This window comes from Pseudoalteromonas sp. RW-H-Ap-1 (assembly GCF_048318575.1).
Classification (GTDB): Bacteria; Pseudomonadota; Gammaproteobacteria; order Enterobacterales; family Alteromonadaceae; genus Pseudoalteromonas.
Map to the genome: position 1 here is coordinate 2344095 of NZ_CP166996.1, position 24597 is coordinate 2368691.

At 39.2% G+C, this 24597-nt stretch carries 23 protein-coding genes and 1 pseudogene; 10 read left to right on the plus strand and 14 right to left on the minus strand.

The window, feature by feature from the left end; translation table 11 throughout:
- The first annotated feature begins 149 nt into the window (after positions 1-149).
- Positions 150-1505, plus strand: a complete 1356-nt coding sequence (locus AB8618_RS11170; protein ID WP_413402752.1) for a sodium-dependent transporter — start codon at positions 150-152, stop codon at positions 1503-1505.
- A gap of 51 nt (positions 1506-1556) precedes the next feature.
- Here AB8618_RS11170 and AB8618_RS11175 read toward each other — a convergent pair whose 3' ends face one another.
- The gene (locus tag AB8618_RS11175) at positions 1557-2000 is read right to left on the minus strand and encodes a GNAT family N-acetyltransferase (protein ID WP_413402754.1); all 444 of its coding nucleotides are present in this window, start codon (positions 1998-2000) and stop codon (positions 1557-1559) included.
- A 50-nt stretch (positions 2001-2050) separates the two neighbouring features.
- Positions 2051-2794 carry a sporulation protein gene (locus AB8618_RS11180; RefSeq protein WP_008109135.1) on the minus strand — a complete coding sequence of 248 codons (744 nt, stop codon included), beginning with the start codon at positions 2792-2794 and terminating at the stop codon, positions 2051-2053.
- A 308-nt stretch (positions 2795-3102) separates the two neighbouring features.
- Between AB8618_RS11180 and AB8618_RS11185 the strand changes: the two genes are divergently transcribed.
- The gene (locus AB8618_RS11185; protein ID WP_010387989.1) at positions 3103-4674 is read left to right on the plus strand and encodes a cation:proton antiporter family protein; all 1572 of its coding nucleotides are present in this window, start codon (positions 3103-3105) and stop codon (positions 4672-4674) included.
- 285 nt (positions 4675-4959) lie between these two features.
- Entirely contained in the window at positions 4960-5181 is a 222-nt protein-coding gene (locus AB8618_RS11190) for a DUF3820 family protein (RefSeq protein WP_010387988.1), read from the plus strand.
- 86 nt (positions 5182-5267) lie between these two features.
- Here the strand turns inward: AB8618_RS11190 and AB8618_RS11195 are convergent.
- The 7 genes and pseudogenes from AB8618_RS11195 to ilvY form a co-directional block, all read right to left on the minus strand.
- Positions 5268-6502, minus strand: a protein-coding gene (locus tag AB8618_RS11195) for an IS3 family transposase (RefSeq protein WP_409423192.1) whose coding sequence is annotated in 2 segments (ribosomal slippage) — positions 5268-6151 and positions 6151-6502 — 1236 coding nt in all. Because the reading frame shifts where the segments join, the coding sequence is not laid out codon by codon here.
- Between the two features lie 331 nt (positions 6503-6833).
- Positions 6834-8068, minus strand: a pseudogene (locus AB8618_RS11200) (ATP-binding protein).
- 26 nt (positions 8069-8094) lie between these two features.
- Positions 8095-8787 (minus strand): response regulator, encoded by a 693-nt coding sequence (locus AB8618_RS11205; protein WP_409423588.1) that lies wholly within the window; start codon positions 8785-8787, stop codon positions 8095-8097.
- 14 nt (positions 8788-8801) lie between these two features.
- Positions 8802-9167: a DUF3019 domain-containing protein gene (locus AB8618_RS11210; protein WP_138605353.1), complete on the minus strand. Its 366-nt coding sequence runs from the start codon at positions 9165-9167 to the stop codon at positions 8802-8804.
- Positions 9168-9180: 13 nt separating this feature from the next.
- Positions 9181-10020: a MipA/OmpV family protein gene (locus tag AB8618_RS11215; RefSeq protein ID WP_413402759.1), complete on the minus strand. Its 840-nt coding sequence runs from the start codon at positions 10018-10020 to the stop codon at positions 9181-9183.
- 111 nt (positions 10021-10131) lie between these two features.
- The gene (locus tag AB8618_RS11220) at positions 10132-11178 is read right to left on the minus strand and encodes a GGDEF domain-containing protein (protein WP_409423590.1); all 1047 of its coding nucleotides are present in this window, start codon (positions 11176-11178) and stop codon (positions 10132-10134) included.
- A gap of 90 nt (positions 11179-11268) precedes the next feature.
- Positions 11269-12174 carry an HTH-type transcriptional activator IlvY gene (gene ilvY, locus AB8618_RS11225; RefSeq protein ID WP_413402761.1) on the minus strand — a complete coding sequence of 302 codons (906 nt, stop codon included), beginning with the start codon at positions 12172-12174 and terminating at the stop codon, positions 11269-11271.
- A 138-nt stretch (positions 12175-12312) separates the two neighbouring features.
- Here ilvY and ilvC point away from each other — a divergent pair, with 138 nt between their 5' ends.
- From ilvC to AB8618_RS11245, 4 genes are all read left to right on the plus strand, one after another.
- Positions 12313-13785 carry a ketol-acid reductoisomerase gene (gene ilvC / locus AB8618_RS11230; protein WP_413402763.1) on the plus strand — a complete coding sequence of 491 codons (1473 nt, stop codon included), beginning with the start codon at positions 12313-12315 and terminating at the stop codon, positions 13783-13785.
- Between the two features lie 161 nt (positions 13786-13946).
- The gene (locus tag AB8618_RS11235; RefSeq protein WP_413402765.1) at positions 13947-15866 is read left to right on the plus strand and encodes a methyl-accepting chemotaxis protein; all 1920 of its coding nucleotides are present in this window, start codon (positions 13947-13949) and stop codon (positions 15864-15866) included.
- A 78-nt stretch (positions 15867-15944) separates the two neighbouring features.
- Complete coding sequence (locus AB8618_RS11240) at positions 15945-17135, plus strand: tetratricopeptide repeat protein (protein ID WP_409423594.1); 1191 nt, start codon at positions 15945-15947, stop codon at positions 17133-17135.
- A gap of 252 nt (positions 17136-17387) precedes the next feature.
- Positions 17388-18047 (plus strand): M28 family metallopeptidase, encoded by a 660-nt coding sequence (locus AB8618_RS11245; protein WP_409425583.1) that lies wholly within the window; start codon positions 17388-17390, stop codon positions 18045-18047.
- Here the strand turns inward: AB8618_RS11245 and AB8618_RS11250 are convergent.
- The gene (locus AB8618_RS11250; RefSeq protein ID WP_413402767.1) at positions 17993-18334 is read right to left on the minus strand and encodes a GIY-YIG nuclease family protein; all 342 of its coding nucleotides are present in this window, start codon (positions 18332-18334) and stop codon (positions 17993-17995) included. The genes AB8618_RS11245 and AB8618_RS11250 overlap by 55 nt on opposite strands.
- 106 nt (positions 18335-18440) lie before the next feature.
- Between AB8618_RS11250 and AB8618_RS11255 the strand changes: the two genes are divergently transcribed.
- A complete protein-coding gene (locus AB8618_RS11255; RefSeq protein WP_138605338.1) occupies positions 18441-18800 on the plus strand; it encodes an outer membrane protein assembly factor BamE in 360 nt (119 codons plus the stop codon).
- Positions 18801-18853: 53 nt separating this feature from the next.
- On the opposite strand, the gene AB8618_RS11260 is transcribed toward AB8618_RS11255, so the two are convergent.
- Together AB8618_RS11260 and AB8618_RS11265 are read right to left on the minus strand one after the other, a co-directional pair.
- A complete protein-coding gene (locus AB8618_RS11260; protein WP_008109106.1) occupies positions 18854-19177 on the minus strand; it encodes an RnfH family protein in 324 nt (107 codons plus the stop codon).
- Entirely contained in the window at positions 19174-19614 is a 441-nt protein-coding gene (locus AB8618_RS11265; protein ID WP_413402769.1) for a type II toxin-antitoxin system RatA family toxin, read from the minus strand. The genes AB8618_RS11260 and AB8618_RS11265 overlap by 4 nt, the downstream gene beginning before the upstream one ends.
- Positions 19615-19761: 147 nt before the next feature.
- On the opposite strand from AB8618_RS11265, the gene smpB reads away from it, so the two are divergent.
- Both smpB and AB8618_RS11275 read left to right on the plus strand, forming a co-directional pair.
- Positions 19762-20241 carry an SsrA-binding protein SmpB gene (gene smpB, locus AB8618_RS11270; RefSeq protein WP_008109102.1) on the plus strand — a complete coding sequence of 160 codons (480 nt, stop codon included), beginning with the start codon at positions 19762-19764 and terminating at the stop codon, positions 20239-20241.
- A gap of 291 nt (positions 20242-20532) precedes the next feature.
- The gene (locus tag AB8618_RS11275; protein ID WP_413402771.1) at positions 20533-23127 is read left to right on the plus strand and encodes a TonB-dependent receptor; all 2595 of its coding nucleotides are present in this window, start codon (positions 20533-20535) and stop codon (positions 23125-23127) included.
- A gap of 57 nt (positions 23128-23184) precedes the next feature.
- Here the strand turns inward: AB8618_RS11275 and AB8618_RS11280 are convergent, their stop codons facing one another.
- Both AB8618_RS11280 and AB8618_RS11285 read right to left on the minus strand, forming a co-directional pair.
- Positions 23185-24030, minus strand: coding sequence for an IS3 family transposase (locus AB8618_RS11280; RefSeq protein WP_409425569.1), 846 nt, complete (start codon positions 24028-24030; stop codon positions 23185-23187).
- Entirely contained in the window at positions 24027-24527 is a 501-nt protein-coding gene (locus AB8618_RS11285; RefSeq protein WP_409423191.1) for a transposase, read from the minus strand. The genes AB8618_RS11280 and AB8618_RS11285 overlap by 4 nt, the downstream gene beginning before the upstream one ends.
- Positions 24528-24597: the final 70 nt, after the last annotated feature.

The window sequence follows — 24597 nt, forward strand, 5'->3', positions numbered from 1 at the left end:
CGTGCTATTTGTAATCAAAAAATGCACGTGTTATTTATATCTGAAAATAAAACGCAATAATTGTGCGACTAAGTCAAATAAGCACTTTTTATTTTTTTACAATTCCAGTAGATTGTCACGGCGTCGAAAAAATAGAGAAGCAAAATAATATGAGTGCAGTAAGAGGTGAGTTTAGCTCCCGCTTTGGTTTTATAATGGCTGCGGCAGGATCTGCTGTTGGGCTTGGTAATATTTGGGGTTTCCCGACACAAACAGCAAGTAATGGCGGGGCTGCTTTTTTAGTCGCGTACTTAGTACTGGCCTTCTTTTTAGCCTATCCGGCTTTAATGGCAGAGCTGATGATAGGTCGTCATGGACAAGCTAATGCAGTTTCTTCACTAACTAAATTAACCACTAAACCTTGGCAAAAGCAGTTTGCCTTTGCTGTTGGCTTTGGCGGGATTTTATGTGCTGGCTTTATACTAAGCTTTTATGCGATTGTCGCTGGTTGGATGTTAAGTGCGACTTTAGAGCCGGTTACTACACTCATAGGCGCAGATGCGGCATCTTCTTGGCTAAGTGAACAGTCACTTACACGTAATATTCTTTTTACTGTAGTATTTATTATTTTAACCGTTGCTATTATTAGCCGCGGTGTTGAAAACGGTATTGAAAAATGGTCAAAACGTTTAATGCCTGCTTTGCTCGGTATTTTGTTTGCTTTAATTGCCTATGTAATGACTCAAGAAGGCGCTATTGAGGGATTGAAAGCTTATCTAGTCCCTGACTTTTCTTCTATTTTTGATCCCACTTTATTGGTTAGTGCACTAGGACAAGCCTTCTTTTCATTGTCACTGGGCACCAGTGTAATGATTATCTATGGCTCATATATCAGTAAAAAAGAAAACCTCGTTTCTTTGGGTGCTTATGTTACGCTTATTGATGTATTTATTGCGTTTGTAGCAGGTTTACTGATTATCCCCGCGATGTATGTTGCACAGGCCCAAGGTGTTGAAATATTCTCGTCAACAACAGGTAAACTACTTTCAGAAGACACCTTAGTATTTCAGGTTTTACCCGCCTTATTTGAGGGTATGGGTGGTGTAGGTTTATTTGTTGGCTTTGCTTTTTTTGCCTTAATGAGTATTGCCGCGCTGACCTCGTCAATTTCAATGCTCGAAGCGCCGGTATCTTACACTGTAGAGCGTTTTGCAATGAAGCGTGTGCAAGCAACATGGCTAATAGGTGCTTTAATTGCCATTGTTAGCATTACCATAGTGTGCAACTTAGGCACATTATTTGGTTTAGTGATCACCTTAACAACTAAAGTAGCGCAACCGTTATTAGGACTTATGTGTTGTATTTTTGTAGGGTGGATCTGGTACAGGTCATCACTACTCAAAGCAATCCAGCAAGGTAACCCTGAAGTACATAACACCTTATTTTGGAAAATATGGCCTTGGTACACTAAATTTGTATGCCCTATCGCCATTAGCCTGGTATTTTTACATTCTTTATTGAGCTGATAACAAAATAAAAAAGGCCCACAAATGTGGGCCTTTTTTATTAAGAATTACCTACAGCTTTAAAATCATATCTTGATGGGGTATACCATCTTCTAGGTATTCATTACCAACGCACTCAAAACCAAATGAGCGATAAAAATTTAGTAGGTAGGTTTGTGCGCCTATATAAATATCACGAGTAGGCCACTGAGTCCTACAACAGGCAATAGCCTGGCTAACTAACTCTTTCCCTAAACCAGAGCTGCGCTGTGATTGAGCAACTAAAACGCGCCCTATCGCACTATACTGTGCATCTTTTTCATAACAACGGGCATAGGCATTTACTGTTTGCCTATTGAGTGAATACAAGTGGCGAGTAGCATCTGCAATATCCACATCATCAAGTTCGGGGTAAGGACACGCTTGTTCTACAACAAATACGTCAACACGTTCACGCATTATTGCAAACAGGGTTTGGGAGTCGAGCGCAGAGAATGGCTCACATTTAAACGCCATTTAAACACCTTTTATTATTACAGGGCCTTACTAAAGGCCCGATAATCTTATTAAGCAAATAATCGCTCTAACTGATCACATAACTGAGATAAGTTAACATGATCATGCTCGATAGTTAAATCGACATAACCGTCACTTCTAAATGCTCTGTCTAACTCAATCAGTACATGCGTTTTATGCGCTTCAGGAATAAACGACAGTTCGATTTCTTTTATTCCAAATAAGCTGCGACTATTTGGTTGATATTCAAGCTCTTGATAACACCCAGACACAGATTGAAAAGTAGATGCACGTAAATGCCCTTGCTCTACATCTGCTTTAACTAAACTAAATCCTAGCTTCTCCATTGCTTGCATACAGGTTTTAACTGCTTCATTCGGATAAATGTGCAAATGGTCTTTATCTGTTGGATCTAGTGCAAGGTCAATATCAAGCCCTGTTTCTAACCACACATAAGACTGGTTATAACCGGCATTAATTTCAGTAATTGGTGTTTCTGAATGCAAACGGGCTTCAAACGGGATAGTTTTAACTTCACCTGGCTCGACAGTACCAATGTCAGTAATGCGCCACTGATCAATAACATGATTAGTAAAGTAATCACCGTCTTCACTGGCCACTTTTACCCGGGTAACTAACATTAAATCCAAACCCGCAATTTCTTGACTCACATCACCTGCAGTAATAACAATTTGTGCATTGAATAGTTGGCCTGGCTGAAGATGCTCGGTTTCTAAAATGGTATCTACCTTGGCAGCACCAATGCCTACCGATGCTAAAATTTTTTTAAACATAGTTTCTCCTTAAGCTAAGCATACACTTGTTTGCTTACGCTTAAATTCCTTCGTTATGGCATCTTAACCACATTTAAAAGCGCTTGTCAGCGAAAAACTGCTATTTACATGCTGTTTACCATAAAACCGACCATTTATGTCTGTTTTTTGTACTTTACAGTCACTTTATACACGCATTACGGTGTTTTAGATATCAGGTGATAAATACTCATAATCAGCCAATTAGCTACAGTAAATAAGTAGATTAATTGTCAATAAGCATTGTTTTTCGCTACACTACAATGCCAAGTGCAGTGATACTAATAACTATGGAACTAATTTATTTTGCTACCGCCTTCGTCTGCGGTTTTGGTATATATCAGCTAAAATTACCGCCGCTTATCGGCTTTCTTATGGCCGGATTTATTCTTAATTTAGCGGGTTACAAAAGCACGGAGCTACTCGAAACGATTGCCTCTTTAGGGGTCACACTGCTGCTTTTTAGTATTGGCCTCAAACTTAAAATTGCTAACCTTATAAAACCTCAAGTGTGGGCTCCTGCCACCATACACATCATTTTAAGTAGCGCATTGTTTAGTGGCTTTATGTTGTTGCTTGGTGTATTTGCACTGCCGTTATTTGTTGATTTAAGCTGGCAAAGTGCGTTGTTAGTTGGCTTTGCTTTAAGTTTTTCGAGTACGGTGTTTGCTGTAAAAGTGCTTGAAGAACGCGGTGAAATGGCAAGTTTACATGGTAAAATAGCCATTGGTATTTTGGTTATGCAAGATATATTTGCAGTCATATTCTTAGCGGTCAGTACAGGTAAAGTACCGAACATTTGGGCCTTAGGATTAATTGTTGCGCTACCTTTGTTTCGCCCGATTATGTACTGGGTTTTAAACCGTTCTAAACACGGTGAGTTACTGCCGCTATTTGGCTTTTTCTTTGCGTTAGTAGCTGGGTACAATGCCTTTGAATTCGCAGGATTAAAAGGCGATTTAGGCGCATTGATCATTGGCATGATGTTCGCCCCCCACAAAAAAGCCGGTGAGCTGTCTAAGTCATTACTTAGCTTAAAAGATATATTATTGGTTGGCTTTTTCTTAAGTATTGGTTTAAGCGCAGAGCTTACTGCCCACTCTCTAGTCGTTGCCTTAATTTTAGTATTAGTTATTCCTGTTAAAACGCTGCTTTATTACATACTAACTAACTTATTTAAACTGCGTGCTCGTACCTCTTTGCTCACCGCATTTAGTTTGGCTAACTTTAGTGAATTTGGCTTAATTGTTTGTGCAGTTGCCGCATCTAGCGGTATGGTTACCTCAGAATGGCTCGCTGTTATCGCAATTGCCGTATCCATCACATTTGTGATTGCCTCCCCTTTAAACAAACGTTCTAACGAGCTGTACGTTAAAATTGAACGCCTCTTATTGAAGTTTGAAAGCAAGACCCGCTTAGCAGAAGAGCTTCCTGTAAACTTAAATGATACGAAAATAGTAATCTTTGGTATGGGTAGAATTGGCACCGGTGCCTATGAAACAATAAATGCAACCCACCCTGATGTGGTTGCAGGTATTGATATTAAACCTGAGGTGGTTGATAAACATATTAAACGTGGACGCAGAGTATTAATTGCGGATGCAACTGACCCTGATTTTTGGCAGCGTGTTAATCACTCTCATGTCGAAATGGTCATGTTAACTATGCCCAAACATATGCAAAATATTTTTGCCTTAGAGCAATTACAAGCATCAGGCTATAAAGGACAAGTAACAGCCATTGCTAACTACCCCGATCAGCAAAAAGAATTAGAAGATATGGGAATAGATTCTACATATAACTTTTACTTAGAGGCTGGTAGCGGTTTTGCAGAGCATGTAAAGCAAACCTTGTTTCCGTAATCGGGCTTAGATGCAAATAGATTGCATTTACATTCCTTTACATCTGAGTATTTTATTGGTGAAAAAATCAGGTAAAATGCCTGTGTTGGTTGAATAAAGCTAATACCTAAGTTTGTGTTTTATAAAAGACAAATAACGGACCCCTTGCTTTTAAGTGACCAATAAGATTCTCAAATTAGAGGGCCTACTCCCTCTATCAATAGGCTGTTACTTGCCCGTTACAGCCTATTTTATTTTCTTAAAACCCCTTACACTTATCCCCATTATTTAGAAAAGATGTCAGTAATGGATCCTCAACAACTAAAAGTAGCGATTAACACCATTATGCCATTTGGCAAGTATGCGGGACGCCCTTTACTTTTGCTGCCTGAGCCATATTTAGTGTGGTTTAAACAACAAGGCTTTCCTGATAGCAAGCTTGGCTCTCAGCTCGCTATGATGTACGAAGTGAAGCTTAATGGCTTAGAGCAAATGCTGATGCCATTACTAGAAAAAAATAGTAAATAAAATAGAACTTTTCTATAAATGGTCTGTCTATCTATTTGCTACTTGTTGATTTTTGGTTTGTCCCGTCCTGAAATAGGTTGACGGTTTTAATGAAAGACTTGGTGCGAAAGCGCCAGGTCTTTTTTATGCACTTGATTTGGTGTTTTCATATTCAAACTTAAGTGCGGTCGCATTTCATTGTATATAAATATCGATTCTTCAACGAGCTCTTTTAACTCTGCCATATTACGACATTTATACAGTAGAAACTCTTGTTTTAATATCCCGTTAATACGCTCAGCTAATGCGTTTTGATAACAGTCATATCCATCGGTCATAGATGGCCTAATTCCCTCCTTTAATAGCATACCTTGATATACTTCAGAGCAATATTGTAAACCTCTATCTGAATGATGAATAGCATCACGTTTATACACCCGCTGCTTAATCGTCATCTCTAACGCTTTGACTACATCAGTTGCCTTCATTTCATCACTGAGCTCATAACCCATTATTTTTCGACTATAAGCATCAGTGACTAACGACAGGTAATGCACGCCTTGCGATGACTTTACGTATGTAATGTCACTAACGAAGACTTCCTCGGCCGCAGTAGGTTTGTATTCTTTTAGTAAATTGGGATGCTTGTGCATCCAATGATTACTATTTGTTGTTTTAGTGTAATTTTTCTTTGGTTTTACAAGCAAGTCATGCTCTCTCAAATAGTCAAAAAAACAATCTCGGCCTAGTTTAATGTCACGCTCTTGCAGCTCTGGCTTTATCATCAGATAAAGTTTCTTCCCACCAATACGAGGCATGAATTGCCGCCAATACATCACTAACTCTTTGACTGGCTTCAACGCTTTATTCCGAGAATCTATTCTGCGCATAGCTTGATAGTAACCTTGTCGCGTTATGCCATATGCACGGCATAAAGGAGTAAGCTTTACTTGCTGGTTTTCTTTTGCGCGCGTGATAGCTCGGATATGTACTTTTTTCGCAAACCCGCTCCATATTCTTCATCCATAATATTAATCATTTCATCTTTGATTAAATCCTTTAGGCGTAACTCCTCTACCTCGCGCTCTAAACGTTTAATTTTTTGTGCTGGGGTTTCTTTTGATTTAGGCATGTTGGCTATATAAGTTGGTTTAGACCAATCTAATTTACCATGTTTTCGCAGCCATACCAGAACGGTGCTACGACCTTGAATACCGTAATGACTTTGCGCCTGTTTATATGTGAAGTCGCCTTTTTCTACTTGCTCAACAATGGATAATTTAAAGCCTAATGTATAATCTCGTTGAGTACGCTTAACGTCTTTAGTTTTAGTGGTTTTCATAAAATAAGTCCTAAATGTGTAAACACATTTCAGGACAAGACAGTTTTAAACCGCAAAAAAGCGCCTTCATGGCGCTTTTTTATTATTTGGGATTTAGGGTCTGGTGATCTTTCAAGGTTAAATTTGCAGCAGTCTGTTTGGTATTTAGGCAAGGCAGAGCCTATGTGGTGTGGTTATTCCCCATAAATAGGCGCTGCCCGAAGGGTTCTGCCTAGGGGCGATTTACTCTTTGTTGCTCGGTTTTTACTTAGCCCACTAGGTTACAAACCTCGCGCCGCGATTAAACTGCCCCTAGTTTGAACAAATTTTAATCCGCAAAGGTCAACAGACCCTAGTTGTTGAGGACAATAATAAACTTAACCCCACCCAGTGGCGAGTCTTCAATCTTACACTGCCCTCTATGCCAGCTAATAATTTTGTTTACAATTGCTAGCCCTAATCCAAACCCACCGGTTTTTTTATCACGACTTTTATCTAAACGGGTAAACGGCTTAAACACTCTCTCGCGCTCAGCATCCGCAATACCAGAGCCATCATCTTCAATCACCAAAAATAACTTCTCAGCGTTGGCGGTTAAACTAATATGCACAGTTTGCGTAGCATGTTTTAGTGCGTTACTAATTAAATTTTGTAGCACTCGCGACATAAAATGACTATCACATACGTAAATGAATTGACTCGGTAGCGTTGTTGTTAATTTAATAGGGGTATCAAAACTTACTTTATCGATATTGGCTTTAATTAATGCGACGATATCACAAGGGGCCAATTGTAAGCTTGGTTGCTGTGTATCTAAACGAGCATATTCCAACATTTCTGATACCAAGGATTCCAGCTCATGAATATCCATTTGCATATCAGATAAATAGTGCTGTGCTTTGATGTCCTGAGTTTTATCCTCTAACATCGCAATTGCAAACTTCAAACGCGCTAATGGTGTTCTAAACTCATGTGACACTGATGAGGTCAGTTCCTGTTGAGCACTCAGTAAAAACTCAATCCGCTGCTGCATTACTTGCAACGTATCAGTGATGGGTAAAAAAATGATTTAGAGCGGTCGCTTAATTGAAAATCTTGCGCGCCTCCGACGGCTTCACAGGCTTGGCTGAGCTTAGCAAAGTCTCGCCATAACAATAAGCTCCATAACCCTATCGGTAAGCTAATAATAAATAGCACCAATAAATAAGGTATTACAGTCCCAGTGTTTTTAGCTTTGACACCTACAGGACCTACTTGTAACAACTGAGAATTATTTAAAGTAACATACCAAACAATACGTTGCTGCTTATCATACAAGTAAAGGTAATTATTTTGAGCTAATTGTAATTGCTGCTCAGGAGGGAGAACTAAATCTTGCTGAGAGATAACTTGACTATCAAAATTATGCTTTAGCTGTTCAAGACCATCTGCCGTTTGAGAGAGCAGCCATAATGACTGCCCAAATTCATCATCTAACAAAACATGTTGCTCAGATTCATCATACGGCCAAAGCTGCTCTATAACACCACTGGCAATAAACAAAGAGGCAATAATATACACGTAAAGGCTTATAAATAGCTTCCCCATTAACCTAGCCTAATACCTTGCATTAATTACATGTCCCACGCATCTGATACAAATAAATAGCCTTGCCCCCACACCGTTTTAATACGGTATGGCTTATCACTATTATCACCAAGCTTCTTACGAATTCGAGATACACGTACATCAACAGTTCGATCGAGCCCGTCGTACTCACGTCCAATCATATGTTGGTGCACATGTTCTCGGCTGAGTACTTCTCCTGCATTTGAAGCTAATAACCACAGTAATTCAAACTCATGTGAGGTCAATACGATTTCTACACCGCTTAACTTTACAATACGACTGGTTTTATCTATTGATAAATCACCAAAATTAAGCTCCTCAATGGCTTTTACGCTAGGCTGTCCACGTCGCAATAATGCACTAATTCGAGCCAACAACACGCGCGGCTCCGCAGGTTTAATAACGTAATCGTCAGCCCCGAGCTCTAAGCCAATAACTTGATCAAAATCTTCGCCCTTTGCAGTAAGCATTAAAATAGGTAAGGTGTATTTGTCGCGCACTTGGCGGCACACGCTAAAGCCATCTTTTCCTGGCAGCATCACATCTAGAATGATTAAATCAACATCGTTTTCACTCAGGTAAGGAAACACTTCGTCTCCGCGGTCTAATACGTCAACTTCTAAGCCATTATGCTCAAGATAGTCTTTGGTTAATTGTTGCAACCCTAGGTCATCTTCAACAAGTAATATCTTTGGCATTTATTGCTCCTAAATTAAAAAAAGCTCCAAGGTGAGCGTAGCCGATGTTTCTTCTTCGCGTATGCAGTTTGCACTTCTACTTGCACACTCGCTAATGATACACCTGTAAGGGGATTAATCAGGGAGTATATGGTCTCCACCTGAACACGCGCTTTATAACTAAGTTGCCCTTTTTTTACCCCTTGCCAACATTTCAATTGAGTATCTTGCTGGTATAAACACACATCGATTGGCTCAGGCAATTGCCACTTAAATTTTAACTCAAGATCACAGAACTCTTGTTGTTCGGAAACCACACAGACTTTGGGTGATACGTTAAGTGAAGGGGCTTTTGCAACACTTGGGTTGCTAAAAAATGAAGCTGCAAACACAACCAACATAAAACACTTCATATTAAAATGTATGTTCGAATCCTATAAAGGCGGTCATTGAATAGTCATGTTCAAATAGCGGACTACTATCCATTGCTGAATAGTCATAATATGCTAAATGAAAACGAAGTGCGTTGGCTTTACCTACCGGCCAACGGGCGTCGATTTTAGCATAAGGTTGCCAGCTACTACCAACTTCTATTTTACCATATGAAAATTCTGCGCTGTTTAAGCCATAAAAGTAATTATTTAGTTTGGCTGATTTGTAGTTAACGCCTAACGTCGATTTAAGTTTTAACAACTTAAGATCAAAATGGTATTGCCATTGTAATGATCCTCTGTAGCTATTATAAACACTATTTACATCATGCAATAATTGCGCAGAAAATACCTGTTGTTGTTTTACAAAAACATAACTGACGCCAGCATCCAGTACTACTCGTCTTTTTTGAATATTATTAATATTAATCTGGCGCGGAGATTCAACATCTTGTGATTCTAATATTTCGTTATTAGACATTGTTGTGAGCGGGAATATATTTTGCGGGTGCCAATCAATAAAAAACCGTGATTCTGGGTTAATCTCAGACACAAAGCTAATGTTATGCGTATCACTTTGTATAAAAGAATAGCCTAAACGACCGTTATCAAAAAACCAATTTTGGCCATAATAAGCCACTTGTGGGACAACCACTAAAGGAATATTGTCTGCTCCATGTAAAGGATTACTGATCACCCCTACCCCTAAGCTGACACTCATTTTAAGTTCATCAGTAGTGATATTTTGCTGCGTCTGAGCAATCGCATTAGCGCTAAACAACACCAATAAAATGCATATTTTTATTCTCAGATGTAACGCCATGGAGTTATTCACTAGTTTATAAAGTGGCTTTGACCCTATAGTAGCAAGTAGTATAAGTACAAGCTCTAGAAGGTTACAATCATTAACAAATTTGATACAAACGGAACACGTTTACAAATTGGCGGCTATTTCAACTCGATTTCGACCATGAGTTTTAGCTAAATAAAGTGCTCTATCGGCCTTTTCTACTAATAAACAGCTCTTACTAAAAGGCTCCATTAAAGCAATACCAAAACTTGCTGAGATATTACGTTTATTATTGCTATCTTCTTTTTTACGAATGGTTAATTTAGCAATACTCAAACGCAACTGATTACAAAATGTCATCGCATCATTAATGCTATCAAAGTAACCCGTAATACAAAATTCCTCACCACCGTAACGGTAAGCATTATATTCATCTTGCACACTATTTTGCACTTTTTGAGCAACAAGCTTGAGAACCTCATCACCTTTTTGATGGCCAAAATCATCATTAAAACGTTTGAAGTGATCAATATCTAACATTATTAACACGGCTATCTTAGCTTGCTCATCTTGTGAAGATGCATGAAGGCAAAACTCAACTATATCGGTATCAAATTTACCGCGATTTAATAACCCCGTTAGCGAATCTTTATCAACCGCTTCTTGAGTCATAGTGAGGGCTTCTTTTAAATCTTTAATCTCATTATATGCTTGCGCTAATTTAGTTTGGAAACCACGGGCATAATCTTGCATTGCAATTGATTCGTCTGTTAAACGCTCTACACAAGAGAGAATTTCATTAAATGAGTTTATACTAGAGAGTGTTTTTAACTCATTTTGTGAGTCAACTAACGAGGTGGTAAAACTTTTTGAATATTGAATAGAATCACTCAAATCAAACTGTACTTGCTCTACCGTATTATGAAATCTTTCAGACATTTGTTGGAAAAACGCTAACTCTTCATCATTTATATATTTATCGAATATTTCCTGTGCACTTTGAGCAGAACACGTATTGTACTGACCGATAACTCTATCAAGCTCTGAATTTAGTTGTGGATTATCGCCCTGTACATAACAATACCAAATTGCATAATTAATCGGCGTTACCGCCATTTTGTACTTCACCATAAGCGGAATGGCTTTTTTTAAACACTGGGCAGAATGAGCAAGTGAGGCAGTATTATCCATAATCGAAACTCTCAGACATCACAACAAAGATGTTAATAAACACATAAGTATTAGTGCTTTATATTAACAGTTTTTTATCATTCAACAAGCCTATATTATGTTTTCCCCCATATTTTGAGCAATATTCCACAGCGCACTAATCGCAGGATCATTTAATTCTTTGTGTAATACCGCCAAGCCAATTTTAAACCCTTGTGGGGGCTCATCTTTACTATCCAAAATCTGAACTTTATCGTTTAAAGGGCTATTATCGAGAACAATTTTTGGGATCATGGCCACACCTAAGCCCAAACTCACCATAGATACCATAGCCTCATGCCCAGCTACTTGTGCATAGATTTTTCCCTGCACGTTATTTTTTCGCCACCACTGCTCCAACCTCTGTCGTGAAAACCCTTGTTCAGCAACAATAAATTCAAGCTCTGACCAATCAATAGTCTCGCTGTTATTAGCTAGTTTTTCTGTGATCGGACATTGAATAGTGGGCGCAATTAATACCAGTGGCGAATAACCAATATCTACAAATGCAATTTGTGCAGGTAATTTACTGGGTCTGGCTGCAATAGCCATGGATTCGTGACCGTCTAATACACGATTTATTGCCAGAGCAGGGTCGCCCGTATTTAAGGTGATTTCAATATGCTGATGCTGAGCCCTGAGCTGCTCTAAAATATGATGCAAAAAACTATAAGATGCGGTAACGGAGCAGTAAAGGCTCACATTGCCATAAATATGTTGTTGCGGTTCGTTTAAATTGGCCTTAAAGCGCTGCCAATTACTAAGCGTTGCACTAGCATACTCCTTAAATGCAACGCCTTCGCAAGTAAGTTTTACACTGCGATTATCTCGCTGGAACAACATCACCCCTACTTCATCTTCTAACTGCTTAATATTACGACTTAAAGTAGGCGCACTTATGTGGCACAACTCACTGGCACGAGAAAAATGAAGCGTTTTTGCCAACGCCAAAAAGTAATGTAAATGCTTATGATCCATAACAACACCAATATTTCAAATTATGAAATACTTTAATTCAAATATATCATTTTACGCAAGAAGATATTTTTCATATGGTGATTCCAAGCAAAGCAAATGCAATACATCTAACAAATTGAATTAATAGGAACCTTAATCATGGCAAATTATTTTAATAGCTTACCTTTACGTGAACAATTAGCGCAACTGGCACAATGTGAGTTTATGGGGGCAGACGAATTTAACGATGGTGTTGCTGCACTTAAAGGTAAAAAGTTAGTGATTGTAGGCTGTGGCGCACAGGGCTTAAATCAAGGCTTAAATTTACGTGATTCGGGTTTAAATGTAGCCTATACACTGCGTGAATCAGCGATTGCTGAGCGTCGTCAGTCATTCTTAAATGCATCGGAAAATGGTTTTAAAGTGGGTACATATGAAGAATTAATCCCAACAGCCGATGTAGTACTTAACTTAACACCTGATAAGCAACACACTGCGGTTGTTAATGCTATTATGCCATTAATGAAACACGGCTCAACGCTTGCTTACTCACATGGCTTTAATATTGTTGAAGAAGGCATGCAAGTTCGTGAAGATATTACCGTTATTATGGTTGCTCCAAAATGTCCGGGGTCAGAAGTACGTGAAGAGTATAAACGCGGCTTTGGTGTACCGACACTCATTGCGGTTCATCCAGAGAACGACCCTCAAGGGCATGGCTTGGCACAAGCAAAAGCCTATGCCGCAGGTACAGGTGGTCATCGTGCGGGAGTACTTAAATCATCGTTTATTGCTGAGGTTAAATCTGACTTAATGGGTGAGCAAACCATTTTATGCGGCATGCTACAAACTGGCTCTATTTTATGTTTTGATAAAATGATTGATAAAGGCGTTGATGCTGGTTATGCCTCAAAGCTAATTCAATATGGCTGGGAAGTGATCACAGAAGCACTTAAGTATGGCGGCGTTACCAATATGCTTGACCGTCTGTCAAACCCTGCCAAAGTAAAAGCGTTTGAATTAAGTGAGCAGCTAAAAGTAATAATGCGTCCACTGTATAACAAACATCAAGATGACATTATCGATGGCACATTTTCACGAGTAATGATGGAAGACTGGGCAAATGATGACGCTAACTTATTAAAGTGGCGTGCTGAAACTGCAGAAACTCATTTTGAAAAAACCCCAGCAAGTGATGTAGAAATTACTGAGCAAGAATTTTTTGATAACGGCATTTTAATGGTAGCCATGGTTAAAGCAGGCGTAGAGCTCGCGTTTGAAACCATGACTGCAGCCGGTATTATTGCAGAATCAGCTTATTATGAGTCATTGCATGAAACGCCGTTAATTGCTAACACCATTGCACGTAAAAAGCTGTTTGAAATGAATCGTACTATTTCCGATACGGCAGAGTATGGCTGTTACTTATACAACCATGCATGTTTGCCACTACTACAAGAGTTTATGCAAGATATTGATACCGATGTTATTGGCAGAGGCTTAAATGAGCAAAGTAACCAAGTAGATAATCAAACATTAATTCAAATAAATACCGCACTGCGTGAACACCCTGTTGAAAAAGTGGGTGCTAAATTACGCGGCTATATGTCGGCAATGAAAAAAATAGTGTAACTCTATAACCCTAGAACTTTCAATTGTTAGAAGCTAAGCCCATTTGCTTTTTGCTGTGGGCTTTTTTTATTTAAATGTAAATTATTCATCAATAGCCGAAAATAAATAATGTGCTAGAATAATCGCCTCATTGCCTCAGTTGTAAATATATAAGCACTACCATGACGATACAAAATCTCTCTATTACTCAAAAAATAACAGCGCTTGGAAGCATTATTGCTATTTGTGTTGCTGTATTAATTGGTTTGACGTCTTTGCATAACTCAAAGAATATTATTGAGCAACGCATGATCGAATCAGAACTGCCAAGTAAGCTGCAAACAATCAGTAATCATATTGGTGGGGAGATCAATGAACTTTTAGGCGCAGCACAGCAGCTTTCTGCCAATACCTTTATTTTAGATTGGGCAAACTCTGGCAACACCAACGATGCATTATTACTAAAAGAACTCAATCGTTTGGTTGAGCAATATGACCTTGCCACCGCTTCGTGGGCTAATAAAAACACCGCGCAATATTGGAACCAAGATGGCTTTTTACGTGTTTTAAAAAATGATGCTGCAGATGGTTGGTTTTTTGCTTTTACTCAATCAAAACAACCTTATTCAATCAGTATTTATCAGGAATCTGCAAACGATGTAAAAATGTTTGTTAATCATCAGCAGCTTAATGGATTCGGCTTAGCGGGATTAGCAAAAAGTATTACTGATATGCAAAAACTGCTACAGCAGTTTAAAATTGAACAGTCAGGGTTTGTATTTATTGCCGATAAAAATGGCTTAATTCAGCTACATAAAGATGCAGCTAAAGTCGCTAAGGTTAATATAGATAGTATTTACAGTGCTAATATTCATCACAAATTACTTGATGAAAACGGCTTTGCTTTAGAAGAAGTAAATATTAATGGACAGGCCACGCTGATTGCTGCCACACCAATTAAAAACACCGACTTATTTGTGTTAGCTCAAGTACCAAAAAGTGAAGTATTCGCAAGTGTAAACACCCTAGAGTGGCAAATATTCACATTCACTATCATTACAGCACTTATCGCAAGTGTGATCAGTTACTTGTTAGCTCGCTCTTTAGCCTCACCGTTATCAAAAATGGCAGAGTTGTTTTCTCGTTTAGGTCGAGGTGATGCTAATTTAGCGTATCGTCTACCCACATCACCTCAACCTGAACTCAATAATTTAACGTCGGGCTTCAATCAGTTTATTGAAAAAATAGAAACCGCCATTGTGCAAGTAGCTGATGAAAGTCATGGTATTCGTCAAAGCTCTGATCATGTCTTTGCACAAGCAAAACAAAACTCGTTAGCGCTGGATAAACAAAAAGAGCAAACTATTTCAGTTGCTGCAGCGATTAATGAAATGGGCGCTACGGTGCAAGAAATAGCACAAAGTGCAGCGAATGCCGCTAAGTTAACTAACGATAGCCGCGATAATACCAAACAAAGTCATCAACAAGTACTACAAAGCCAAACGACAATATCAGCTCTTGCCAGCGATATTGATGGTATTACCGAGCAGGTTGCACTGCTTTCTAAAAAGACCATAGATATTGCCAGTATTGTAGATTCAATTAGAGGGATTTCAGAGCAGACCAACTTACTTGCACTTAATGCAGCCATTGAATCTGCACGTGCAGGTGAGCATGGTCGTGGTTTTGCAGTCGTTGCAGATGAAGTAAGAGCTCTGGCGAATCGTACGTCGCAATCAACCACTGAAATTCAATCAATGATTGAAGAGCTTACTCAAATTTCAGATGATGTTGTAAATGATATCAGCCAATCGAAAGGTAAGGCCCAACAAAGCGTCAGCGCAATGCAAAGCTCGGTTGAGTTGCTTAATACGATTACTGAAACAGCGAATGAAATTAACGACATGGCAACTCTAATTGCCACAGCCACCGAGCAGCAAAGTAGCGTTGTAAATGATGTCGGTCGAAGTATTGAGCAAATTAGTGAGATCAGTGATAAATCAATGAGTGAACAAATCAATACCGAACAAGCAATTCGTGATTTAGCCACCAGCGCACAAACACTTGATGCGCTAGTAGCCACGTTTAATCAGCAGCGTTAAACAGTTTGTTAAATTAAAAAATAACCTCTGTATGAAATAACCACTATACTTAAGTGTGTTTTTTGTACAGAGGTGTGTATGAATGCTGTTCAAGCTAAACATTATTTACTGGCTGCTTGTTTGCTGAGTTTAAGTGCGTGTAGCACTACAGATAACGCCAATTTAAGCGCGCCAATCCCTATTATTACTCCCCCAATGCAACTTCAACAGCAGCCTGTAGAGTCTGAACAGCAAATATTTCAACTCGATCAGAGCCTTAAACAACAATTAAGTACTTACGTACAAACAAATAAATCGGCTGATGAAATTGCCTATAGTCTACTTAGTTTTTTACTCTCAAATGGTGATAACTCACTATCTTATCAATCAACTGGCACACAAACGGCGTCTCAAAGCTATCAAAATTTAAATGCTAACTGTCTTTCCCTCTCTATTTTAGCGTATAGCTTAGCCGAACATTTAGGCCTGAAGGCTCGCTTTCAGAAAGTACATATTCCTGAGTACTGGGCGTTAAATCGAGGGTTTAATTTACTCACTGGGCACATAAACATTGCTATAGACAATAAGACTAAATTCAAAGACAGCTCACTTGTTTATCAGCGTAATAAGCGTTTAATCATTGATTTTGATCCTAATAGCCGACAAGCTCGTTTTGCAACTTCATCGCTGTCAAAAAAACGAGTGACCGCCATGTTTTATAATAATAAAGGCGGCGAGGCATTGGTTAATAAACAGTTTGATTTAGCTTATAGTTATTTTAAAGCAGCAATCAATACCGATTCCTCATTTAGTGCCAGCTGGGGAAATTTAGGGGTACTCTTTAAACAATTAGGTGACTTTAAGCAAGCGGAGGAAATGTACCGCTATGCCATTGCCTTAAACGCCAATGATAATACTGCGCAAGGTAATTTAGCATTATTATATAAACTCACAGATAGAGTAGCCGAAGGCGAAAAGCTATTGGCAAAACTTGACAAAAAGCGCCAAACTAACCCTTATTATCATATATCGCTTGGTAACAGTGACTATGTAAGTGGTGACTATACAAACGCGATTAGCCATTATAAAAAAGCTAACGCTATGTCGCCAACATTACATGAAAGTCACTTTGGGTTGGCGCGCAGTTACTTTAAATTAAGTGATATAACTAAAGCGGAGTTTCATCTACGTAAAGCTAGAAAAAAAGCAGACTTCATTCATCACAAACAGCGCTATGACAATAAGCTCATTGCATTAAAATCACTCACTGCGAAGGCGAATCATTATTAAATTATTTAGCTTAACCTGCATCGTTTTTTTATAAGTTGGAGCGGCCTTTGTAAACAGATTGAGCCGCAATTATTAACTGATTTAACTATACTAACCAACCCAGAATTAGCTGGTAGAAAAACGAATAGCCATGCAGCATTACTCACTAGGGAGTATTTAAAAACACGCTTCAAAGGGCATCAACTCACAGTAAGTGAACAACCTTTTACTTATTCCTCAGGGCTGTTTTCTAACGCACAAGGCGTTAATATTATTGCCACTAATACTGTAAAAGATTTACCTGTTATTGTTATTACTGCGCATTATGATCATTTAGGTCTACAAGCAGGAAAATTACACCCAGGTGCTAACGATAATGCCTCGGGTGTTGCTGCATTACTTTATTTATCGAATGCGCTGGCGGTTTCTTCTTCATATCGCTTTATGTTTGTTGCAACAGACGCTGAAGAAAATGGTTTACACGGCAGTGAGCACTTTGCCAAAACAATGCACCAGCTCCCAATTGTTTTAAATATTAACTTAGATATGTTGGCAGTTAAAAAGTCACATAAGCGGTTATACGCGCTAACAAGTCGCGCATTAAAAAGCCAGCTTAGCCCTTTATTTACCCAGATTAACGGTGACAAGATCAAATTAAAGCCTGTTTATTCATCACGAAAAATGAGCCGACTCACCAACACGAAACAAATCGACTGGCACAGAGCCAGTGACCATTATTCATTCGCTAAACAAAAAATTCCGTATGTGTACTTTTCTATGGGGGCAGATAACTTCCATCATAGTACTAAAGATACGCTCGAAAATATAAATACTCCCCTCTATCAAGAAGCCGTATTGCTAATTGAGGCATTTATTAATCAGCTTTTGACAAGCCCTGTGGTATTAAGCCCTCCTTTAAAAGCAGCAACATAAGCCTCTTTTTTTGCCCGTGGAAGTTTTTTAATCGCATACTCTAATTTGCTTGCGTCGCTTTTAGTACCTACTTGTTGTTGATGAATGAGCACCAGCGGCCCTTTACCTTTGAGGTTTTTTGCCCCTTTACCTGCTTGGTGAGTAGCGATACGTCGGGCCACATCAACCGTAATACCGGTATACCAATGACCAAACCGTGTTTGCACAATATAAAGTGACCAAGTCGCCGGTTTATTTTTAATTTTGCACAACTCATTGTTTAAACTTTTTTGATTACTAATGGTCAAAACCTCGCCCTAACACGCTAAACAAAAACAATTACTCAAAAGGGTTTTACCTTGAGTAACTAATCGGTATCATGCAGATTATAAAAAATAAGGATCACAACTAACAATGCAGTCGTTAAAAACTTTGTCTCTTTGGCTTATCGTCGCTTTAACACTTAGTTCAGCCGCAGGTTGTTCTAGCTGGGTATACAGAATCAACATCCCTCAGGGTAACTTTTTAGAACAATCAGACGTTGATAAGCTTCGCGTTAATATGACTCGCGAACAAGTACTATACGTACTAGGCAGACCCATTGCCGAAGACGCCTTCGATAAAAATACTTGGCGTTATGTATACAGCTTTAATAAAGGACGTGCTAATGAACAATATAAATCATTAGTATTAAACTTTGAAAATGAGAAGCTAGTTACGGTATCGGGCGACTATGAGCAACCAGAAAACTTTACAACACCTTTAGAGCAATAAGAAGCTATTAAAGTGTTGTTAAAAAAGGTGAGCATGGCTCACCTTTTTTGTGTCTAACGATCTAACGGCCGGCCACCAGTGACTTTATTAGCACGGCCCTCTTCTTTGGCTTTTTCAGCACGTTTTCTGCGAGCATCTTTAGGGTCGGCAATTAATGGGCGGTAAATTTCAATTCTGTCGCCATCTTTAAGCTCATGATTAAGCTTTACCGTTCTGTTCCATACACCTAAAGTTAAATCGGTTGCATCAATCTCAGGGCACTTTTTAATAATCCCTGACTGTATTACTGCTTGCTCAGCCGTTGTACCTTGCAGCACTTCTATATTTAACGTGGTTGCCTTAGTGGGTAACGCGAACACAACTTCAATATTGATCATGCACGTTCTCCATACACGGTTTTTGCACGTTGAGTAAATGCACTCACCATGTTTTTAGCCACATCATTAAAAACTTTACCAAACGCTAGCTCTATTAGCTTACTTGAAAACTCGAACTCTAACTGTAAATTAACCTTACACGCCTGCGCATCTAATTGCTGAAAGTGCCAACGACCTTGTAGGGTTTTAAAAGGGCCATCAACCAAGCGAAGCATCACTGTTTGCTCATCAATTAGCGTATTTTCAGTGGTAAACCATTTTTTTATACCGGCTTTGGATATTTCTAAACTAGCGGTCATGTTATTATCATGCTGCTTAATAATTTTTGAGTCTGAACAATTAGGTAAAAACTGTGAATAGGCTTCTACATCATTGACTAGATCAAACATCTCTTTAGTGCTGTACATAACCAGCGCGCTTTTTTCTATTTGTGGCATACTCACTCCCAACTGTGTGCAGGAATTTTAGCAAGCTTTGTGCGTTTCCCCAAACTTTCATCGCGCTTAAATTAATCCTTCGCTTTTGCATGTATAATTTAAAAAATCGATGTAAAACATCTTGTATAACGTATATTATAGGGCACTATGGCTAAGAAAAATTCATCAAAATCGACAAGTAATACCATCGCGCTAAACAAAAAAGCGCGACACGAGTATTTTTTACACGACAAGTTTGAAGCAGGTGTTGAACTCCAAGGCTGGGAAGTAAAAAGTATCCGAGCAGGTAAGGTAAATATCTCTGAAACTTACATTCATCTAAAAAACGGTGAAGCATTTTTATTAGGTAGCACCATTCAGCCTTTGAATAGTGCATCAACCCATGTTATCTGTGACCCGCTACGTTACCGTAAATTACTACTAAGCAGGCGTGAACTCGACCGCTTAGTTGGTGCAACTGAGCGTGATGGTTATTCATTAGTTGCCACTGCTATGTATTGGAAAAAATGCTGGGTGAAGCTTGAATTCCATTTAGCTAAAGGTAAGAAAATGCATGACAAACGTGAAGATGGTAAAAATAAAGATTGGTCCCGTGAAAAAGAACGTTTAATGAAACACAAAGTTTAAATAAAAACGCCTAACATCATGTTAGGCGTTTTTTTTGATTAAACTTTTAAGAAAATACAAATTATTACAAATTAAAGTCGCTCAGTGATTTATTTTTTAATAATGACCAAAGCACTCTCCCGCACCAGATAGCGAGTATCCCATTGTTTTTCATTATTGAAAAAATCAGTACATATTCGTGCCGATAATAAAATCATCTTTGCAGTCAATTGATAACAGTTAAGTTACATGGTATTAATAATTCGGCTTGTAAAAACAAGTAAATTATAACATATCAACAAGGACTTAAGGATGAAGCAATCAATTGCATTTACACCGAGCTTAATCATCGGTGCTACTATCGCATTGTCAGCAGGTTTTAGTACAACAACTTACGCTGCACAGCAGACTGCAGAAAAAGTAGAACGTATTCAAGTAACAGGCTCTCGTATCAAACGTTCCGATATCGAAGGCCCATCGCCAGTACAATCCATTAATAAAGAAGACATCGAAAACATGGGTTATGACAACCTACAACAGCTTCTTGAAAGAATGCCTGTTGCAGGTAATGGTACTTTTTCAACCCGTGGCAATAACCAAGACTCAACCGCTAATGGTTCAGCTGCCGTCAGCCTTCGTGGTTTAGGGGCTGATGCTACGTTGGTACTTATTAATGGTCGTCGTGTTGCTATAAGCGCATTTGCTGAAGGGATCACCAACTCATTTGTTGACATAAACAGCATTCCTGTTTCAGCAATCGAACGTATTGATATTCTAAAAGATGGCGCATCAGCAATCTATGGCTCAGATGCTGTAGCAGGTGTTGTGAACGTTATCTTGAAAAAAGACATCGACGGGATTGAAGTTAATTTAGGTTACGGCGGCACAGATGGCCCTAACTATGAAGAAACTACGGCTAGCATTGTTTGGGGTACAACGAGTGCAAAAAGTAGTGCGTCCGTTATTATTGATTACTTTAAAAACACCTCTTTATCATCAGACGAAATGGGACGCTTAGGTACTGCTAATCAATCTCCTTATGGCGGCCAAGACTTTCGTTCATCACGTGGCTTTCCTGGCTACTTTTACGTAGATGGCGTTAAAACAATCGATCCTTCGTGTCCTGCTGAAAATGCAACATCAAGTGGTAGTTGCTTATTTGACTATGGTCCATTCGGCTATATTGCCCCTGCATCAGAACGTGTAGGCGCAATTTCACAATTTGAATACCGCTTTGACAATGGCATCACCGGCTTTTTAGAAATGGCTGTACAACATAACAGCTCAGTTGCAGCTGGCGCACCAACGCCACTTGATGAAGATGCGGGTTTAACCGTACCTGGGAATCATCCAAATAACCCATTTGGTCAAGATATAGAAATTGGTCGTTACAGAACAGTGGATGCAGGCGCGCGTCAATGGGATATCGAATCAGACACATTACGTTTTGTTGCTGGTTTAAAAGGTGAAATTAACGACTGGAACTGGGAAACAGCGGTACAAAAAGGGCGTAGCAAGTCATTACAAACAGGGGATCGTTCACAAGGTTGGGTTCGCACCGACTTTTTACAACAAGAGATTGACGCAGGTAACTACAACCCATTTGGCGGCACTTACAACGATCCGGCTGTTGTTGACAGAATCACAACGAGCTTGGTTCGCCAAGGTGAGTCTCATATGACGTCGTTCGATGCTAACATTTCAGGTGAAGCATTTAACTTTGGTGATGATGTTGTCATGATGGCGGCCGGTATTGAATACCGCGAAGAAGACGTAACTGATACGCCAGATGATCAATTTCAACGAGGGTTAATCTTTGGTACCGAGTCAGTTTCAGCTGCCGCAGAGCGCGACCAATACGCTGCCTATATAGAGTTTTCAATTCCACTTGCGGAAAACTTAGAGCTACAACTTGCGGGCCGTTACGATGATTACAGTGACTTTGGCACTACGACAAACCCTAAAGTCGCTTTACGCTGGGCACCTACTGATGAAATCACGGTTCGCGGTTCTTGGGCGCAAGGCTTTAGAGCACCTTCACTTGCACAAGTAGGTTTAGGGCCATCTCAAGAGAGTCAGTTCTTTATTGATAACTATCGCTGTGATGCAACAGGTAAAGATTGTGATCCGCTAGATTACAACATTGAATTTGCCGGTAACCCAGATTTAGAAGCTGAAGAATCTGAATCTTGGAACGTCGGCTTTATTTGGGCACCCACAACTGACTTTGGTTTAAGTGTTGATGTGTGGAGTATCACTCAAGATAATAAAATTGATGAGCAAGAGTTTGGTCCAATTTACAACTCAGAGTGTAATAACCAAAATAGTACGGTATGTGTACGCTTACCACCATCAGGTACTGACAGCCTAGGAACTATTCAAAAGATATTCAGTACTTTTGAAAATGTATCATCACAAGAAGTTTCTGGCGTTGATATTTCAGCAAACTACAACCATTCACTGGATGAGTTAGGCTTACTAAAATTCAATTTAGAATGGGCTTACCAAGATAAATTTGAAAAAGACGGCCGCGATTACACTGGTGAATATGGCTACCCAGAGCACCGTTGGATTTTCTCAACAAACTGGGAAATAGGTCAATTCAACACGAACATGAACATTAGCTACGTGGGTGAGTTTGAAGATACGCCGGATATCGATTTCGATGGCAACTTAGACTTCGATAGTAATACATCGCGTACTGTTGATTCTCAAGTATTGGTTGATTTACAAACATCATACCGTATTACTGAGTCTGCAAAAATATCGCTAGGTGTTAATAACTTATTTGATGAAGAGCCACCATTTGCAATTGGTGACGGTGATTCAGATCTGTATGGTTACGCATCGGGTGTACACAACCCTCGCGGTCGTTACATTTACACTAAAGTGAGCTTTTCGTTCTAATTAAAAGCAATAAAAAACCGCCAATATTGAAGTGACCCCATAAAGTTGGACTCATTTCTAAGCGGCTGCCAAGGCCTGATTTCGATACTGTATCGGACTCAGGCCTTTTAGTTTCAGTTTAATACGCTCATTGTTGTAATAGTGGATATATTCTTTAATGTTTTCAATAAGATCATTCACGTCTTTAAACGTTTCGTTGTGGTACATCTCGCTCTTCAATATGCCGAAGAAGTTCTCAGCAACCGCATTATCTAAACAATTTCCTTTTCTAGACATACTTTGTTGCAATCCTTTTTCCTTAAGGTGATTTTGATATTGTTTGTTTTGATATTGCCACCCTTGATCTGAGTGTACAACTGGCTTTTCATTTGGCTTCAACCTAGCAGTTGCTGTTTTAAGCATGTCAGTTACCAAAGGGAGTGCAACGGATTTTCTGACTTCGTAACTGATTACCTCTTGGTTGAATAGGTCAATCATAGGCGATAGATATACCTTCTCATTATCCACTTTAAACTCCGTCACATCCGTCACCCATTTTTGATTTGGCTTCTGCGCAGTAAACTCGCGGTTAAGCGTATTTTCTGCGATTTTACCCACTTCACCTTTATAGGATTTATAGCGCTTAGGCCTTACTTTTGACTTGAGTCCTAACTCATTCATCAACCGTTGAACGCGCTTATGATTAACAAGTACTCCCATTGCTCTCAGGGCACTCGTAATTCTGCGATAGCCATATCGCCCTTTATGCGCGTGATAAATATCACGTATTTTTACCAGTAAATCATTGCTTGCACAGGGTTGCTTACAAGTAGTGCGATGATAATAGTAAACACTCTTTGGCAGCCCTATAGCCTTTAAAAGGTGTCGTAAGCTATGCTTTGCCTTGAACTCTTCGACGACTATCGTTTTGTCTTTGCTTTTTTCTTTCTGGCTTGAGCCAAGGCTTCTAACTTTTTTAGCACATCATTCTCAGCTCGTAAGTATGCTAGTTCTTCTCGTAACTCCTCCTCAGTCATTTGCTCTACTAGTTTTGATGAAGAAGAATTATTTGTCATGAATGGCTTACCTTTTCTCTGTGGTTTAAGACGTGATATACCATCACGAGCATAAAGCTTTTGCCATTGAAAAAGAATGCCTGGGGACGATAAATCGAAGAAAGCACTGGTATAACCGAGTGACCAACTGTTTGCTGTCATCGTTTTTAACACTTCAGCCTTAAATGCTAGAGAATAAGGTTTGTGAACAGACCTGAAGCTTTCAGCGCCATGAATTCGATAAATAGCGGTCCAATATCGGACCTGCCTATCTGTAACATTAAATCTGTTACTTACCGCCGAAGAGCTTTCAGACAAAGCGAGTTCAGCTATTTTGAGCTTGAAAGCTCGGTGATGTTTGGACATAAAAAGACCCCCAGTAATTGGAATGTCCAACTATTGGGGGTCACTTCATATGGCGGTTTTTTTATCTTAA

Excerpts from the sequence above, each read along its gene's own strand:
- AB8618_RS11240 (WP_409423594.1), top strand. The coding sequence starts at position 15,945 with ATGAATGCTGTTCAAGCTAAACATTATTTACTGGCTGCTTGTTTGCTG.
- AB8618_RS11170 (WP_413402752.1), top strand. The coding sequence starts at position 150 with ATGAGTGCAGTAAGAGGTGAGTTTAGCTCCCGCTTTGGTTTTATAATG.
- AB8618_RS11175 (WP_413402754.1), bottom strand. The coding sequence starts at position 2,000 with ATGGCGTTTAAATGTGAGCCATTCTCTGCGCTCGACTCCCAAACCCTG.
- ilvC (WP_413402763.1), top strand. The coding sequence starts at position 12,313 with ATGGCAAATTATTTTAATAGCTTACCTTTACGTGAACAATTAGCGCAA.
- AB8618_RS11260 (WP_008109106.1), bottom strand. The coding sequence starts at position 19,177 with ATGATCAATATTGAAGTTGTGTTCGCGTTACCCACTAAGGCAACCACG.
- AB8618_RS11275 (WP_413402771.1), top strand. The coding sequence starts at position 20,533 with ATGAAGCAATCAATTGCATTTACACCGAGCTTAATCATCGGTGCTACT.
- AB8618_RS11190 (WP_010387988.1), top strand. The coding sequence starts at position 4,960 with ATGGATCCTCAACAACTAAAAGTAGCGATTAACACCATTATGCCATTT.
- ilvY (WP_413402761.1), bottom strand. The coding sequence starts at position 12,174 with ATGGATCATAAGCATTTACATTACTTTTTGGCGTTGGCAAAAACGCTT.
- AB8618_RS11210 (WP_138605353.1), bottom strand. The coding sequence starts at position 9,167 with ATGTTGGTTGTGTTTGCAGCTTCATTTTTTAGCAACCCAAGTGTTGCA.
- AB8618_RS11285 (WP_409423191.1), bottom strand. The coding sequence starts at position 24,527 with ATGTCCAAACATCACCGAGCTTTCAAGCTCAAAATAGCTGAACTCGCT.
- AB8618_RS11205 (WP_409423588.1), bottom strand. The coding sequence starts at position 8,787 with ATGCCAAAGATATTACTTGTTGAAGATGACCTAGGGTTGCAACAATTA.
- AB8618_RS11215 (WP_413402759.1), bottom strand. The coding sequence starts at position 10,020 with ATGGCGTTACATCTGAGAATAAAAATATGCATTTTATTGGTGTTGTTT.
- AB8618_RS11265 (WP_413402769.1), bottom strand. The coding sequence starts at position 19,614 with ATGCCACAAATAGAAAAAAGCGCGCTGGTTATGTACAGCACTAAAGAG.
- AB8618_RS11220 (WP_409423590.1), bottom strand. The coding sequence starts at position 11,178 with ATGGATAATACTGCCTCACTTGCTCATTCTGCCCAGTGTTTAAAAAAA.
- AB8618_RS11180 (WP_008109135.1), bottom strand. The coding sequence starts at position 2,794 with ATGTTTAAAAAAATTTTAGCATCGGTAGGCATTGGTGCTGCCAAGGTA.
- AB8618_RS11255 (WP_138605338.1), top strand. The coding sequence starts at position 18,441 with ATGCAGTCGTTAAAAACTTTGTCTCTTTGGCTTATCGTCGCTTTAACA.
- smpB (WP_008109102.1), top strand. The coding sequence starts at position 19,762 with ATGGCTAAGAAAAATTCATCAAAATCGACAAGTAATACCATCGCGCTA.
- AB8618_RS11235 (WP_413402765.1), top strand. The coding sequence starts at position 13,947 with ATGACGATACAAAATCTCTCTATTACTCAAAAAATAACAGCGCTTGGA.
- AB8618_RS11185 (WP_010387989.1), top strand. The coding sequence starts at position 3,103 with ATGGAACTAATTTATTTTGCTACCGCCTTCGTCTGCGGTTTTGGTATA.